At 38.8% G+C, this 15568-nt stretch carries 16 protein-coding genes; 15 read left to right on the forward strand and 1 reads right to left on the reverse strand.

Annotated features, from left to right (window positions below; translation table 11 throughout):
• Nucleotides 1–3 precede the first annotated feature (3 nt).
• The 5 genes from pyk (at nt 4) to HMPREF2613_RS03350 (ending at nt 5701) form a co-directional block, all read left to right on the forward strand.
• Nucleotides 4–1509: a pyruvate kinase gene (gene pyk / locus HMPREF2613_RS03330; RefSeq protein WP_004259601.1), complete on the forward strand. Its 1506-nt coding sequence runs from the start codon at nt 4–6 to the stop codon at nt 1507–1509.
• Between the two features lie 219 nt (nt 1510–1728).
• A complete protein-coding gene (locus HMPREF2613_RS03335; RefSeq protein WP_020902409.1) occupies nt 1729–2988 on the forward strand; it encodes a UDP-N-acetylglucosamine 1-carboxyvinyltransferase in 1260 nt (419 codons plus the stop codon).
• A gap of 15 nt (nt 2989–3003) precedes the next feature.
• Nucleotides 3004–3555 carry a GNAT family N-acetyltransferase gene (locus HMPREF2613_RS03340; protein WP_020902408.1) on the forward strand — a complete coding sequence of 184 codons (552 nt, stop codon included), beginning with the start codon at nt 3004–3006 and terminating at the stop codon, nt 3553–3555.
• The gene (gene spxR, locus HMPREF2613_RS03345; protein WP_020902407.1) at nt 3548–4825 is read left to right on the forward strand and encodes a CBS-HotDog domain-containing transcription factor SpxR; all 1278 of its coding nucleotides are present in this window, start codon (nt 3548–3550) and stop codon (nt 4823–4825) included. Before HMPREF2613_RS03340 ends, spxR begins: the two co-directional genes overlap by 8 nt.
• Before the next feature lie 15 nt (nt 4826–4840).
• Nucleotides 4841–5701: a methionyl aminopeptidase gene (locus HMPREF2613_RS03350; RefSeq protein WP_000631543.1), complete on the forward strand. Its 861-nt coding sequence runs from the start codon at nt 4841–4843 to the stop codon at nt 5699–5701.
• A 169-nt stretch (nt 5702–5870) separates the two neighbouring features.
• On the opposite strand, the gene HMPREF2613_RS03355 is transcribed toward HMPREF2613_RS03350, so the two are convergent.
• Nucleotides 5871–6170 carry a YbaB/EbfC family nucleoid-associated protein gene (locus tag HMPREF2613_RS03355; protein ID WP_000981526.1) on the reverse strand — a complete coding sequence of 100 codons (300 nt, stop codon included), beginning with the start codon at nt 6168–6170 and terminating at the stop codon, nt 5871–5873.
• Between the two features lie 186 nt (nt 6171–6356).
• On the opposite strand from HMPREF2613_RS03355, the gene efeO reads away from it, so the two are divergent.
• The 10 genes from efeO (at nt 6357) to HMPREF2613_RS03405 (ending at nt 15523) form a co-directional block, all read left to right on the forward strand.
• Nucleotides 6357–7229 carry an iron uptake system protein EfeO gene (efeO, locus tag HMPREF2613_RS03360; RefSeq protein ID WP_070478955.1) on the forward strand — a complete coding sequence of 291 codons (873 nt, stop codon included), beginning with the start codon at nt 6357–6359 and terminating at the stop codon, nt 7227–7229.
• Between the two features lie 5 nt (nt 7230–7234).
• Nucleotides 7235–8449, forward strand: a complete 1215-nt coding sequence (efeB, locus tag HMPREF2613_RS03365; RefSeq protein ID WP_070478957.1) for an iron uptake transporter deferrochelatase/peroxidase subunit — start codon at nt 7235–7237, stop codon at nt 8447–8449.
• Nucleotides 8424–10112: an FTR1 family protein gene (locus HMPREF2613_RS03370; protein ID WP_070478959.1), complete on the forward strand. Its 1689-nt coding sequence runs from the start codon at nt 8424–8426 to the stop codon at nt 10110–10112. Before efeB ends, HMPREF2613_RS03370 begins: the two co-directional genes overlap by 26 nt.
• On the forward strand, nt 10113–10844 hold the full coding sequence (tatC, locus tag HMPREF2613_RS03375) for a twin-arginine translocase subunit TatC (protein WP_070478962.1): 732 nt from the start codon (nt 10113–10115) through the stop codon (nt 10842–10844). It abuts the gene before it with no gap.
• Complete coding sequence (gene tatA / locus HMPREF2613_RS03380) at nt 10828–10998, forward strand: twin-arginine translocase TatA/TatE family subunit (RefSeq protein ID WP_000512113.1); 171 nt, start codon at nt 10828–10830, stop codon at nt 10996–10998. The genes tatC and tatA overlap by 17 nt, the downstream gene beginning before the upstream one ends.
• A 335-nt stretch (nt 10999–11333) precedes the next feature.
• Complete coding sequence (locus HMPREF2613_RS03385; RefSeq protein ID WP_004259627.1) at nt 11334–12041, forward strand: IspD/TarI family cytidylyltransferase; 708 nt, start codon at nt 11334–11336, stop codon at nt 12039–12041.
• A 4-nt stretch (nt 12042–12045) separates the two neighbouring features.
• Nucleotides 12046–13068 (forward strand): ribitol-5-phosphate dehydrogenase, encoded by a 1023-nt coding sequence (locus HMPREF2613_RS03390; protein ID WP_049488776.1) that lies wholly within the window; start codon nt 12046–12048, stop codon nt 13066–13068.
• A gap of 16 nt (nt 13069–13084) precedes the next feature.
• Complete coding sequence (gene licA, locus HMPREF2613_RS03395) at nt 13085–13954, forward strand: choline kinase LicA (RefSeq protein ID WP_070478964.1); 870 nt, start codon at nt 13085–13087, stop codon at nt 13952–13954.
• Nucleotides 13944–14822: a DMT family transporter gene (locus HMPREF2613_RS03400; RefSeq protein WP_070478966.1), complete on the forward strand. Its 879-nt coding sequence runs from the start codon at nt 13944–13946 to the stop codon at nt 14820–14822. Before licA ends, HMPREF2613_RS03400 begins: the two co-directional genes overlap by 11 nt.
• A gap of 11 nt (nt 14823–14833) precedes the next feature.
• Nucleotides 14834–15523 carry a sugar phosphate nucleotidyltransferase gene (locus HMPREF2613_RS03405; RefSeq protein WP_000643965.1) on the forward strand — a complete coding sequence of 230 codons (690 nt, stop codon included), beginning with the start codon at nt 14834–14836 and terminating at the stop codon, nt 15521–15523.
• Nucleotides 15524–15568 lie beyond the last annotated feature (45 nt).

Consider the following 15568-nt stretch of genomic DNA (forward strand, 5'->3'; position numbering starts at 1 on the left):
ATCATGAACAAACGTGTAAAAATCGTTGCAACTTTGGGACCTGCGGTAGAAATCCGCGGTGGTAAAAAATTCGGTGATGACGGATACTGGGGTGAAAAACTTGATGTTGAAGCTTCAGCTAAAAACATTGCTAAATTGATCGAAGCTGGTGCTAACACATTCCGTTTCAACTTCTCACACGGTGACCACCAAGAGCAAGGTGACCGTATGGCAACTGTTAAACTTGCTGAAAAACTTGCAGGTAAAAAAGTTGGTTTCCTTCTTGATACAAAAGGACCAGAAATCCGTACTGAATTGTTTGAAGGAGATGCAAAAGAGTACTCTTACACAACTGGTGAAAAAATCCGTGTTGCTACTAAACAAGGAATCAAATCAACTCGTGATGTGATCGCATTGAACGTTGCTGGTGCTCTTGATATCTATGATGATGTTGAAGTTGGTCGTCAAGTTTTGGTTGACGATGGTAAACTTGGTCTTCGTGTGGTTGCTAAAGATGACGCAACTCGTGAGTTTGAAGTTGAAGTTGAAAACGATGGTGTAATTGCTAAACAAAAAGGTGTTAACATCCCTAACACTAAAATTCCTTTCCCAGCTCTTGCTGAACGTGATAACGACGATATCCGCTTTGGTCTTGAACAAGGAATTAACTTCATCGCGATTTCATTCGTACGTACTGCAAAAGACGTGAACGAAGTTCGTGCAATCTGTAAAGAAACTGGAAACGGACACGTTCAATTGTTCGCTAAAATCGAAAACCAACAAGGTATCGACAACTTGGATGAAATCATCGAAGCTGCTGATGGTATCATGATCGCTCGTGGTGACATGGGTATCGAAGTACCATTCGAAATGGTTCCAGTTTACCAAAAAATGATTATCAAGAAAGTCAATGCTGCAGGTAAAGTTGTTATCACAGCAACAAACATGCTTGAAACAATGACTGAAAAACCACGTGCAACTCGTTCAGAAGTATCAGACGTATTCAACGCTGTTATCGACGGTACTGATGCTACAATGCTTTCAGGTGAGTCTGCAAACGGTAAATACCCACTTGAGTCAGTAACTACAATGGCTACAATCGACAAGAACGCTCAGACTCTTCTTAACGAATACGGTCGTTTGAACTCAGATTCATTTGAACGTAACTCTAAGACAGAAGTAATGGCTTCAGCTGTTAAAGATGCTACTAACTCAATGGACATTAAATTGGTTGTAACTCTTACTAAGACAGGTCACACTGCACGTTTGATTTCTAAATACCGTCCAAATGCTGACATCTTGGCATTGACATTCGACGAATTGACAGAACGTGGATTGATGTTGAACTGGGGTGTTATCCCAATGTTGACAGATGCTCCATCATCAACTGATGATATGTTCGAAATTGCTGAACGTAAAGCAGTTGAAGCAGGTCTTGTACAATCTGGTGACGATATCGTTATCGTAGCTGGTGTACCAGTTGGAGAAGCTGTACGTACAAACACAATGCGTATCCGTACAGTACGTTAATTAAAATGAAAAAAGCCTATCATATCAAGCTTTCTAGCCTGTATGATAGGTTTTTTTGTAGCAGGGGGCAAATAAGGGGCAAAACTTTTTAAAAAAGGCCAGTTAATACAAATACGATTCAGCTAATATAATTGAAAATGATGGAAAAAAAGGTGAAATTATGGTATACTTTAACACAGGACCTTTTTAGAAATTTTGAAAGAGTATTAAAAATTTAAAATGAGAAAAATTGTTATCAATGGTGGCTTGCCCCTGCAAGGTGAGATTACCATTAGTGGTGCAAAAAATAGTGTTGTAGCTTTGATTCCAGCTATTATCTTGGCAGATGATGTTGTGACTTTGGATTGTGTTCCAGATATTTCGGATGTTGCTAGTCTTGTCGAAATTATGGAATTGATGGGTGCTACCGTTAAGCGTTATGACGATGTGTTAGAGATTGATCCAAGAGGTGTTCAAAATATTCCAATGCCTTATGGGAAAATCAATAGTCTTCGTGCATCTTATTATTTTTATGGAAGTCTTTTAGGTCGCTTTGGAGAAGCTACAGTTGGTTTACCTGGTGGATGTGATTTGGGACCACGTCCTATTGACTTACATCTTAAGGCTTTTGAAGCTATGGGAGCCACTGTTAGCTACGAGGGTGATAACATGAAGTTATCTGCTAAAGATGTGGGACTTCATGGTGCAAGTATTTACATGGATACGGTAAGTGTAGGTGCGACGATTAATACAATGATTGCTGCGGTTAAAGCAAATGGTCGTACTATTATTGAAAATGCAGCCCGAGAACCTGAGATTATTGACGTTGCTACTCTCTTGAATAATATGGGGGCTCATATCCGTGGTGCTGGAACCAATATTATCATTATTGATGGTGTTGACAGATTACATGGAACGCGTCATCAGGTGATTCCAGACCGTATTGAAGCGGGAACGTACATTTCCTTAGCTGCTGCAGTTGGTAAGGGAATTCGTATTAATAATGTTCTTTATGAACACTTAGAAGGATTTATTGCTAAGTTGGAAGAAATGGGAGTACGAATGACTGTATCTGAAGACAGCATTTTTGTTGAGGAACAGTCTAATTTGAAAGCAATCAATATTAAGACAGCTCCTTATCCAGGTTTTGCTACTGACTTGCAACAACCAATTACTCCTCTTCTGTTAACAGCAGAGGGGCGTGGAACCATTATTGATACCATTTATGAGAAACGTGTAAACCATGTTTTTGAACTAGCAAAGATGGACGCGGATATTACGACTACAAACGACCATATTTTATATACTGGTGGACGTAGTTTACGTGGTGCAAATGTAAAAGCTACTGACCTTAGAGCTGGGGCAGCACTTGTCATTGCTGGACTAATGGCTGAAGGTAAAACTGAAATTACAAATATTGAGTTCATCTTACGTGGTTATTCAGATATTATTGAAAAATTACGTAATCTAGGAGCGGATATTACACTTGTTGAAGAATAAACCGTAGAGGTGGTTATGAATATTTGGACCAAATTAGCAATGTTTTCTTTTTTTGAAACGGATCGCTTGTATTTGCGTCCTTTCTTTTTTAGTGATAGTAAGGACTTCCATGATATAGCTTCAAATCCAGAAAATTTACAATTCATTTTTCCAAGTCAAGCTAGTCCAGAAGAAAGTCAATATGCACTGGCCAATTATTTTATGAAGGCTCCTTTAGGGGTATGGGCTATTTGTGATAAGAAAACTGAAAAAATGATTGGTTCAATTAAGTTTGAAAAGCTAGATGAAATAAAAAAAGAAGCAGAACTTGGTTATTTTTTGAGAAAAGATTCATGGTCTAAAGGTTTTATGACAGAAGTTGTTAAAAAACTTTGCCAACTTTCTTTTGGGGAATTTGGTTTAAAACAATTATCCATCATTACCCACCTTGAAAATGAAGCTAGTCAACGGGTTGCTCTTAAGTCTGGATTTCGATTGATTCGTCAGTTTAAAGGAAGTGATCGCTATACAAAGAAAATGCGTGATTATCTTGAGTTTCGCTTTGTAAAGGGAGAAATTAATGAGTAAACACCAAGAAATTCTAAGCTATTTGGAAGAATTACCCGTTGGTAAAAGAGTCAGTGTTCGAAGTATTTCCAACCATCTAGGAGTCAGTGATGGAACGGCTTATCGGGCCATTAAAGAAGCTGAAAATCGTGGAATTGTAGAGACTCGTCCAAGAAGTGGTACTATCCGTGTTAAATCTCAGAAAGTTGCTATAGAGAGATTAACATTTGCTGAAATTGCAGAAGTGACTTCTTCTGAGGTTTTGGCTGGGCAAGAAGGTTTAGAGAGAGAATTTAGTAAGTTTTCAATCGGTGCCATGACTGAGCAAAATATTTTGTCTTACCTTCATGATGGGGGACTCTTGATTGTCGGAGACCGGACTCGTATTCAATTATTAGCGCTGGAAAATGAAAATGCCGTTCTTGTGACAGGTGGATTTCAGGTTCATGATGATGTGATTAAACTGGCTAATCAAAAAGGAATTCCTGTTTTAAGAAGCAAACATGACACTTTCACCGTTGCGACCATGATCAATAAAGCCTTGTCAAATGTTCAAATCAAAACAGATATTTTGACAGTTGAGAAACTGTACCGTCCGAGTCATGAGTATGGTTTTTTGAGAGAGACTGACACTGTTAAAGATTATTTGGACTTGGTACGTAAGAATCGTAGTAGTCGTTTCCCTGTTATTAATCAACATCAGGTTGTTGTTGGGGTTGTTACTATGAGAGATGCTGGTGATAAGTCACCAAGTACAACAATTGATAAGGTCATGTCTCGTAGTCTATTTTTAGTTGGATTATCTACAAATATTGCCAATGTGAGTCAACGGATGATTGCTGAAGATTTTGAAATGGTACCGGTTGTTCGTAATAATCAAACCTTGCTTGGGGTTGTAACCAGACGAGATGTCATGGAGAAGATGAGTCGTTCCCAAGTTTCGGCTCTACCAACTTTTTCTGAGCAGATTGGTCAAAAACTCGCTTATCACCATGATGAAGTAGTGATTACAGTGGAACCCTTTATGCTTGAGAAAAACGGTGTTTTAGCTAACGGTGTATTGGCAGAGATACTGACTCATATGACCCAAGATTTAGTTGTGAATAGTGGTCGCAATCTCATCATCGAACAAATGCTGATCTACTTTTTGCAGGCTGTTCAGATAGATGATATACTGCGCATTCAAGCACGCATCATCCATCATACTAGACGATCAGCTATTATTGATTACGATATTTATCATGGTCATCAGATTGTTTCAAAAGCAAATGTGACCGTTAAAATTAATTAGAAACTAGGAGAAAAGATGATAACATTAAAATCAGCTCGTGAAATCGAAGCTATGGACAAGGCTGGAGATTTTCTAGCAAGTATTCATATCGGCTTACGTGATTTGATTAAGCCTGGCGTAGATATGTGGGAAGTTGAAGAATACGTTCGCCGTCGTTGTAAGGAAGAAAATTTCCTTCCACTTCAGATTGGGGTTGACGGTGCCATGATGGACTATCCTTATGCTACCTGTTGCTCTCTTAATGATGAAGTGGCTCATGCTTTCCCTCGTCACTATATCTTGAAAGATGGTGATTTGCTCAAAGTTGATATGGTTTTGGGAGGTCCTATTGCTAAATCTGACCTGAATGTCTCAAAACTAAACTTCAACAATGTGGAGCAAATGAAAAAATACACCCAGAGCTACTCTGGTGGCCTAGCAGACTCATGTTGGGCTTATGCTGTTGGTACGCCGTCCGAAGAAGTGAAAAACTTGATGGATGTAACCAAAGAAGCTATGTACAAGGGAATCGAGCAAGCTGTTGTTGGAAATCGTATTGGTGATATTGGTGCAGCTATTCAAGAATACGCTGAAAGTCGTGGTTACGGTGTAGTACGTGATTTGGTTGGTCATGGTGTTGGTCCAACCATGCACGAAGAACCAATGGTTCCTAACTATGGTATTGCTGGTCGTGGGCTTCGTCTCCGTGAAGGAATGGTATTGACCATTGAACCAATGATCAATACAGGTGACTGGGAAATTGATACAGATATGAAAACTGGCTGGGCGCATAAGACCATTGACGGTGGTTTATCTTGTCAATATGAACACCAATTCGTGATTACTAAAGATGGACCAGTTATCTTGACTAGTCAAGGTGAAGAAGGAACTTATTAATAAAAAGTGAAAAGACTACTGGAAGTTTATTTTGAAAAATTCAGTAGATCTTTTCATATAAAATAAACGCATTTTATTGATGTTTTCAGGCTTTTTAAGACAACAAAATAGGCTCCATAATATCTGTAGGAGACTTATCTACAGATATTATGGAGCTTTTTTCTTATGCTCAGAATGGCAATTTCCCAGCGAAAGCACCCAGTTTTTTCTTGGTAGTTTCATCGATTTGTTCAAGAGCAGAGTTGATTGCTTGAACGGTCATATCAGAAAGAGTTTCAAGGTCTTCTGGGTCAACGACAGCTGGATTGAAGTCAATGCTGACAACTTTCTTATCTCCAGTTAAGGTCGCTTGGACAAGGTCTTGAGCAGATTTGCCAACAAATTGCATAGCCGCAAGTTCGGCTTGACTTTGTTCCATTTGTTTTTGAAGTTTTTGTGCTTGGCGCATCATGTTTTGCATGTTCATCATAGTGTTTTATAGTTTCCTTTTACAATTATTTTCCTTCCTATTTTATCAATTTTGAGGTTAAAAGTCTATTATTAGTATAAATTACTTAACATTAAATTGTCTGAAAATTTATTGAAAAATGAGTGAAAACATGATATGATAAAACGTAAAATTAATTCAGGTTTTCTGAACCAATAGGAGTAAACAATGAAAAAACTAGGTTTTGTCCTTTTATCTTCAGCCTTGCTATTGACAGCTTGTGCTGTTAGGTTTGAAAAATCAGCAGATACAACCGATTCGTCTAAGGTGACAGCCTTGTCTGAAGATAAGCAAAAAATGCTTGATAAGGCCACTGCTGAATATAAGACTTTTGTGCAAGAGCAAATCGATAAACTGTTGACAGATACGGAAGGCTTTGTCAAACTGTTGAAAGAAGGTAAGTTAGAAGAAGCTAAGAAGGTTTATCCATTGATTCGTATGTCCTATGAGCGTTCAGAACCAATTGCTGAGAGTTTTGGTGAGTCAGATGTAAAAATTGATTTCCGTTTAGCAGACTACATGGACGAAAACAAGACAGAAGAAGGTTGGTCTGGTTTCCACCGTATCGAGCGTATCCTTTGGGAAGACAATACAACTAAAGGAACTGAAAGCTATGGCGATCAGTTGGTCAATGATATCAAGGAATTGAAAGCCAAGATTGCAACTGTGGATGTGGACTACAAGGTCATGTTGACAGGGGCAGTTGATTTGCTTAACGAAGTGGCGACAAGCAAGATTACAGGTGAAGAGGAAGTTTATTCTCATACAGACTTGTATGACTTCCGTGCCAATATTGAGGGAGCTGAGAAGATTTTCCAACTCTTTAAACCTTTGCTTGAAAAATCAGACGCTAACCTAGTTAAAGAATTGGAAGCAGATTTCAAATCTGTTAATAGCTTGTTGGACAAACACATGATCGACAAGGAACACTACAAGCTCTATACTGATTTGACAAAAGAAGATACTAAAGAATTGTCAGAAGCTGTGACAAAACTTGGTGAACCTCTGTCACAAATGGGTAAATTTCTTAGTGGAGAATAAGAGTCATGACTGAAAAAGACGAAAAGTTTTTTGAGAAGAAAATGGACCGTCGAGAATTTCTAAAAAAAGCAGGGATTGGAGGGGCTGGTTTAGCGCTAGGACTCTCTGGTGCTTCTGCTTTTTTCGCACCTAAGCTAGGAAGTCAGGAAAAAATCTCGTACGGAAATGAAAAAATTGCTTTTTATGGCAAGCATCAAGCTGGTATCAGTACGCCCATGCAAAAAAATATCTATTTTGTTGTCTTGGACCTACATACGACGGATAAGGATAAGATTATTCAGTTGTTCAAGGATTGGACAGATTATAGTGCCAAGTTGGTTGAGGGGGAATTGGTCAAAAAAGATGGGCAGAATGCTCTCTTGCCTCCTAGCGATACTGGTGAGACAGTTGGGCTCAATCCTCATCGTTTGACGCTGACTTTTGGTGTGTCTGCAAGTTTCTTGAAAAAGATGAACTTGGAGAACAAGCGTCCTCAAGTGTTCAGGGATTTACCGCCTTTTCCTAAGGAGCAATTGCGTGAAAAATATACTGGTGGGGATATTGTGATTCAGGCTTGTGCAGATGATGAGCAGGTTGCCTTTCATGCCATTCGCAATCTCATCCGTAAGGGAAGAAATGCAGTGACCCTTCGTTGGAGTCAGTCTGGATTTGCAGCTATCGGAGATCGAATGGAGACTCCGCGTAACCTCTTTGGTTTTAAAGATGGAACAGCAAATCCAACCAAGGAGCAAGATTTTGACCGTGTTATCTGGGCTGATAGTCAGGACTGGATGGAAAATGGTTCATATATGGCAGTTCGTCGGATTCAGATGTTTTTGGAAACTTGGGATCGTACAAGCTTGGAAGAACAAGAAAATACTTTTGGGCGCTATAAAGAAAGTGGGGCTCCGTTTGGGAAGAAAAATGAGTTTGACGAAGTTGATTTAAGTCTCTTACCTGATGATTCGCATGTCCGTTTGGCTAAGGAAGTGGACAAGCCCCTTTTACGTCGTTCTTATTCATACTCTGATGGGATCGATGAAAAGACTGGTCAGTTTGATACGGGCTTGCTCTTTATTTCTTTCCAAAAAGATCCTGATAACTTTGTTAAAGTTCAAACCAATCTAGGTGCTACAGATAAGATGAATGAATATATCACTCACATCGGTAGTGGACTCTTTGCTTGCTTTGGTGGTGTGGAGAAAGGAGGCTACATTGGTCAGAAATTATTGGAAGGCTAGAAGCTGGTTGCTGGTTTTAGCTTTGTCACTTTTAATTCTTTCCCCAGTAGGTGCCCAAGAAAGTCTGAGTTCTTACTTTGTAAAAATCACAGATGCGTCTAAATCAGTGAAAAATGGGAATCAGTCTGAGGCACAGAATCTTGTTAAAGAGATGGCATCAGACTTCGAAAGAATAGAAGACAGCAATTCTGAAGCTGGTAAGGTTGTTAAGGAAAAGTTAACTCAATCAGGTGAGATTACTGAAGAAAAACTCACTGAACTTTCTGCAGCCCTATTAGCTTTTGAAAAAGAACAAAATCCTATTGACTTAGATGCGGAAAAGGAAAAATTGGTAAACCGTCTAAGTCCTCGTTTTGAAGCCTTGGGACAAGCCATTGCTTCTAAAGATTTGGAAAAAGTGCGAGAAGCCTTTAAGAAAATGAATTCCACTTGGACCATCAATGAAAGTGTGGTTCGTGACAATAGTACAGCCCATTATGGCCGTGTTGAAACAGCTATTTCCTTCCTGCGTAGTAGCATAGAAACCGAACCTACAGATTTTAACTCCATCCAGACTTCCTTTGAAGACTTAAAAAAGGCCATTGATGATTTTGTAACTGGGAAAGAAGTAGCAGCAACATCTTCGGATTTGACTCTCAAAGACGGCATTGCCTTTTTGACAAAGGCTTTGAAACAATTCCAAGCTGGTGACCAAGCAGCAGGAGCAGCTAGTATGAAGGAATTCATCACTATCTGGCCAACGATTGAGGGTTCTGTCAGCACGACCAATCCATCCCTCTATGCACGAGTGGAAAGCGAAAGCCCTGTGATTATGGTCAAGGGAAGCGAAAAGGAATACCAAGAAAAATTAGAAAAACTGATTGCAGATTTATCACAAATTGATACCAGCGCACGTTACAATGCCTTTGATGCCATGCTGATTCTTCTAAGAGAAGGTGTAGAGGCTCTCTTAATCGTTATGGCCTTGGTAACAACCTTGAAAGCAGCCAAGATGCGAAAAGGGCTCAAGTGGGTTTATGGTGGTGCTATCACAGGAATCATGGCAAGTCTTGTCATTGCTTTCATCCTGCAAATTGCCTTTCCAGCAGTAACATCAGGATCCAATCGTGAAATCATCGAAGGAGCAGTGGGGATTTTTGCGGTAGCTATGATGATTTTGATTGGAATCTGGCTTCACAGTAAATCTTCAGTCAAAAAATGGAATACCTTTATGGAGTCACAAATGGAAACAGTGACCAAAACAGGCTCTTTTATTTCCATGTTTGCCCTCAGTTTTCTAGCTGTTTTCCGTGAGGGAGCAGAAACCATTCTTTTTTATGTTGGGATTTTACCAAGAATTTCCAGTTTTGAATTTGTCTTGGGAATTTCACTGGCCTTGCTGATTCTGGTAGTTATTGCCATCGTGATGAACAAGGCTAGTCAATTCTTCCTGCCACATAAAGTCTTCTTTATCCTGACTTGGATGATTTATGCGCTAGCTTTTAAGATGCTGGGGGTTAGTGTCCATGCTCTTCAGTTGACCAATATGACGCCAAATCACTTACTGACAGGCTTTCCAACGATTGATTTGCTTGGAATTTATCCAAGTTGGGAAGGCTTGGTTAGCCAGCTAGTCTTTGTTATTATTGTCTTGATTGTCACTTTCAGACAGGGTGAAAAATAGATGGATAGAAAAGAATTGACAATCGTTGAACATCTGGTAGAATTTAGAAAGAGATTATTGGCAGTGGTTATTTGTTTCTTTTTGGTATTCTGTGTCTCTCTGCTTTTTGCAGACCAGATTTACCAGTATGTGACACAATCTTTTCAGCAAAAGTTGGTTGTTTTAGGCCCTAATGATATTTTATGGATATACATACGCTTGGCTAGTCTGATGGCCTTTACCATCACTTTGCCTTACACAGTTTATCATATTTGGTCTTTCATCAAACCTGGTTTAAGAAAGGAAGAAGCTAGAGCTATTTTTGCCTATATTCCAGCTAGTTTCCTTTGTTTTCTAGTTGGACTGGCTTTTGGTTTTTACTTTGTAACACCAGCCATACTTCAGGTTCTATTAGGGCTAGGAGAAGGACTATTTGAGACGCAGTTAACCGCGCAAAATTATCTGTCCTTTGTTTTTCAAACGACCTTACCCTTGGCTCTGATTTTTGAATTGCCAGTTATCATTGCCTTTTTGACGTCAATTGGACTCATTGGACCAGAATTATTGATTGCTTATCGCCGATATGCCTATTTTATCTCATTGGTACTTGCAGTCATCTTGACACCAGCTGATTTTGTCAGTGATTTAGCAATGACTGCCCCCTTGATATTACTCTATGAATTGAGTATTGCCATCAGCAAACACATTATGAAACGCAAGCAGAAAGGAGCGAGATATGGGAATTTTACGTGATATCGGAGCACCAGGATTAATTATCATCGTTTTAGGAGCTCTCTTGATTTTTGGACCAAAACGATTGCCTGAACTAGGCGAATCAATCGGTAAAATGCTATCTGAATTTAAAAAAGCAGTCAAAGGAACTGAAAATCAAGATAAGGAAGAGTAAGACTTGTGAGTTTTACTAAAAATAAGAAGTTAGGAAGTGTGTCTCTATTGGACATTTATCATTTCCTAACTTTTTCTTGTATTAAGAAAATATAAATTTAAGTTTTCTTTAAGGAAATTATATTATTCTGAAGAACTCTAAAATTTCACAGCCATTTATTAGTAATTGCTACAGAATTCCTAGTCATTACTAGAAATGGACTAGTTTCTTTGAATAATAGAACTGCTTAATCCTCCTATTCTAGAACGGGAGGGCCGGTATTTCTTTCATGATAGGACTAGATTGTGGTATAATAGAGAGAATAAGTTTTTTTAGTAAGACAAAGGAGAAAATAGATGATTTATGCAGGAATTCTTGCCGGTGGAACTGGCACACGTATGGGAATCAGTAATTTGCCAAAACAATTTTTAGAGCTAGGTGATCGACCTATTTTGATTCATACAATTGAAAAATTTGTCTTGGAACCAAGTATTGAAAAAATTGTGGTTGGGGTTCATGGAGACTGGGTTTCCCATGCAGAGGATCTTGTAGATAAATATCTACCTCTTCATAAAGATCGTATCATCATTACAAAAGGTGGTGCTGACCGTAATACGAGTATTGAGAAAATCATTGAAGCCATTGATGCTTATCGTCCGCTTACTCCAGAGGACATCGTTGTTACCCACGATTCTGTTCGTCCATTCATTACGCTTCGCATGATTCAGGACAATATCCAACTTGCTCAAAATCATGACGCAGTGGACACAGTGGTAGAAGCGGTTGATACTATCGTTGAAAGTACTAACGGTCAATTTATTACAGATATTCCAAATCGTGCTCACCTCTATCAAGGACAAACGCCTCAAACATTCCGTTGCAAGGACTTCATGGATCTTTACGGTTCTCTCTCTGCCGAAGAGAAAGAAATCTTAACAGATGCATGTAAAATCTTTGTAATCAAAGGAAAAGATGTAGCCTTGGCTAAGGGTGAATATTCAAATCTGAAAATTACTACAGTAACAGATTTGAAGATTGCAAAAAGCATGATTGAGGAAGAGTAATAAAATGATTAATCAAATTTACCAACTAACAAAGCCTAAGTTTATCAATGTCAAATATCAGGAAGAGGCTATTGACCAAGAGAATCATATCCTCATCCGCCCTAATTATATGGCGGTCTGTCATGCGGATCAGCGTTACTACCAAGGAAAACGTGATCCGAAGATTTTGAATAAAAAACTTCCAATGGCAATGATTCACGAGTCATGTGGAACCGTTATTTCTGACCCGACAGGAACCTACGAGGTTGGTCAAAAAGTTGTCATGATTCCTAATCAGCCTCCTATGCAGAGTGATGAAGAATTCTATGAAAACTACATGATAGGGACTCATTTCTTGTCTAGTGGCTTTGATGGCTTTATGAGAGAATTTGTTTCTCTCCCTAAAGATCGTGTGGTGCCTTATGATGCTATCGAAGATACGGTTGCAGCCATTACAGAGTTTGTCAGTGTCGGTATGCATGCTATGAATCGCTTATTGACACTTGCTCATAGCAAGCGGGACCGAATCGCCGTTATCGGAGATGGAAGTTTAGCTTTTGTGGTTGCCAATATTATCAACTATACTTTGCCAGAAGCAGAGATCGTGGTTATTGGTCGTCATTGGGAAAAATTGGAACTTTTCTCATTTGCCAAAGAATGCTATATTACTGATAATATTCCTGAAGATTTGGCCTTTGACCATGCTTTTGAGTGTTGTGGTGGTGATGGTACTGGACCAGCTATTAATGACTTGATTCGCTACATTCGTCCTCAGGGAACGATTCTCATGATGGGAGTTAGTGAGTATAAAGTCAATCTCAATACACGCGATGCCTTAGAAAAAGGTTTGCTCTTGGTTGGTTCCTCTCGTTCTGGTCGCATCGATTTTGAAAATGCAATCCAAATGATGGAAGTCAAGAAATTTGCCAATCGTCTTAAAAATATCCTTTATCTAGAAGAACCTGTAAGAGAAATTAAAGATATTCACCGTGTCTTTGCGACCGATTTAAACACAGCCTTTAAAACAGTGTTTAAGTGGGAAGTATAGGTGCTGGAGGTTAATTGTGGAGAAAATCATTAAAGAAAAAATTTCTTCCTTACTTAGTCAAGAAGAGGAAGTCCTCAGTGTTGAACAACTGGGGGGAATGACCAATCAAAACTATTTGGCCAAAACAACAAATAAGCAGTACATCGTTAAGTTCTTTGGTAAAGGGACTGAAAAGCTGATCAATCGTCAAGATGAAAAGTACAATCTTGAACTACTTAAAGATTTAGACCTAGATGTCAAAAATTATCTTTTTGATATTGAAGCTGGTATCAAAGTAAATGAGTATATTGAATCTGCGATTACGCTTGATTCAACGTCAATCAAGACCAAATTTGATAAAATTGCTCCAATATTACAAACTATTCATGCTTCTGGCAAGGAATTAAGAGGAGAATTTGCCCCGTTTGAAGAAATCAAAAAATACGAATCCTTGATTGAAGAAAAAATCCCTTATGCCAACTATGAAGCTGTTCGAGAAGAAGTCTTCTCCTTAGAGAAAAGACTGGCTGACTTAGGTGTTGACAGAAAATCTTGTCATATCGATTTGGTGCCTGAAAACTTTATCGAATCACCTCAAGGACGACTTTATTTGATTGACTGGGAATATTCATCAATGAACGATCCAATGTGGGATTTGGCTGCCCTCTTTTTAGAGTCTGAATTCACTCTTCAAGAGGAAGAAGCCTTCTTGTCTCACTATGAGAGTGAGCAAACACCTGTCTCTCGTGAAAAGATTGCCATTTATAAAATTTTACAAGATACTATTTGGAGTCTATGGACAGTCTATAAAGAAGAGCAAGGTGCAGATTTTGGTGATTATGGTGTGAGCCGTTACCAAAGAGCTGTTAAAGGTTTGGCTTATTATGGAGGTTCAGATGAAAAATAAAAATGGAGTTTCCTTTGGCCTACTCTCAGGTGTCTTCTGGGGCTTAGGTCTAACGGTTAGTGCTTACATCTTTTCAATTTTTACAGATTTGTCGCCCTTTGTGGTGGCCGCTGCTCACGATTTCTTGAGTATCTTTATCTTACTAGCTTTTCTTTTAGTAAAAGAAGGAAAAGTTCGTCTCTCAATTTTCTTAAATATTCGCAATGTTAGTGTTATCATCGGAGCCTTGCTAGCAGGCCCTATCGGTATGCAGGCCAACCTTTATGCAGTTAAGTATATCGGAAGTTCCTTAGCTTCATCAGTGTCGGCTATTTACCCTGCGATTTCTGTTTTATTGGCTTTCTTCTTTTTGAAGCACAAGATTTCGAAAAATACTGTGTTTGGGATTGTCTTGATTATTGGAGGGATAATTGCTCAGACCTATAAGGTAGAACAGGTCAATTCCTTTTACATTGGAATTCTCTGTGCTTTGGTTTGTGCTATTGCATGGGGAAGTGAGAGTGTTCTTAGCTCGTTTGCCATGGAAAGTGAATTGAGCGAAATCGAAGCCCTCTTAATCCGTCAAGTGACTTCGTTCTTGTCCTATCTTGTGATTGTGCTCTTCTCTCATCAGTCATTTGCTGAAGTAGCCAATGGACAATTGCTAGGTCTTATGATTGTCTTTGCAGCCTTTGATATGATTTCCTACTTGGCTTATTATATCGCTATCAATCGCTTGCAACCAGCCAAGGCTACAGGCTTGAATGTGAGCTATGTAGTCTGGACTGTCTTGTTTGCAGTTGTTTTCTTGGGTGCACCGCTAGATATGCTGACAATTATTACGTCACTTGTCGTCATTGCTGGAGTTTATATTATTATTAAAGAATAAAGGAGATTCGTGTGAAAGCCATCATCTTAGCAGCGGGATTGGGAACTCGCTTGCGTCCTATGACTGAAAATACCCCTAAAGCCTTGGTTCAGGTTAATCAAAAACCCTTGATTGAATACCAAATTGAGTTTCTCAAAGAGAAAGGAATTAACGACATCATCATTATCGTTGGTTACCTTAAAGAACAATTTGATTACTTAAAAGAAAAATATGGTGTTCGCCTCGTTTTCAATGATAAATACGCTGACTACAATAACTTTTACTCTCTCTATCTTGTAAAAGAAGAATTAGCTAACAGTTACGTTATCGATGCCGATAATTATCTCTTTAAAAATATGTTCCGCAATGATTTGACACGTTCTACTTATTTTAGTGTTTATCGTGAAGATTGTACCAACGAATGGTTCTTGGTCTATGGAGATGACTACAAGGTTCAAGACATTATTGTTGATAGCAAAGCTGGTCGTATCCTGAGTGGTGTATCCTTCTGGGATGCTCCAACTGCAGAAAAGATTGTCAGCTTTATCGACAAGGCTTATGCAAGTGGTGAATTTGTTGACCTCTATTGGGATAATATGGTTAAGGATAATATCAAAGAACTAGATGTCTATGTTGAAGAATTAGAAGGCAACAGCATCTATGAAATCGATAGTGTCCAAGATTATCATAAATTGGAAGAAATTCTTAAAAACGAAAATTAAAGATTCCAACATCTGGCTAAAATAGTCGGATGTTTTTTTGATTTT

It is taken from the genome of Streptococcus sp. HMSC070B10 (assembly GCF_001808665.1).
GTDB lineage: Bacteria > Bacillota > Bacilli > Lactobacillales > Streptococcaceae > Streptococcus.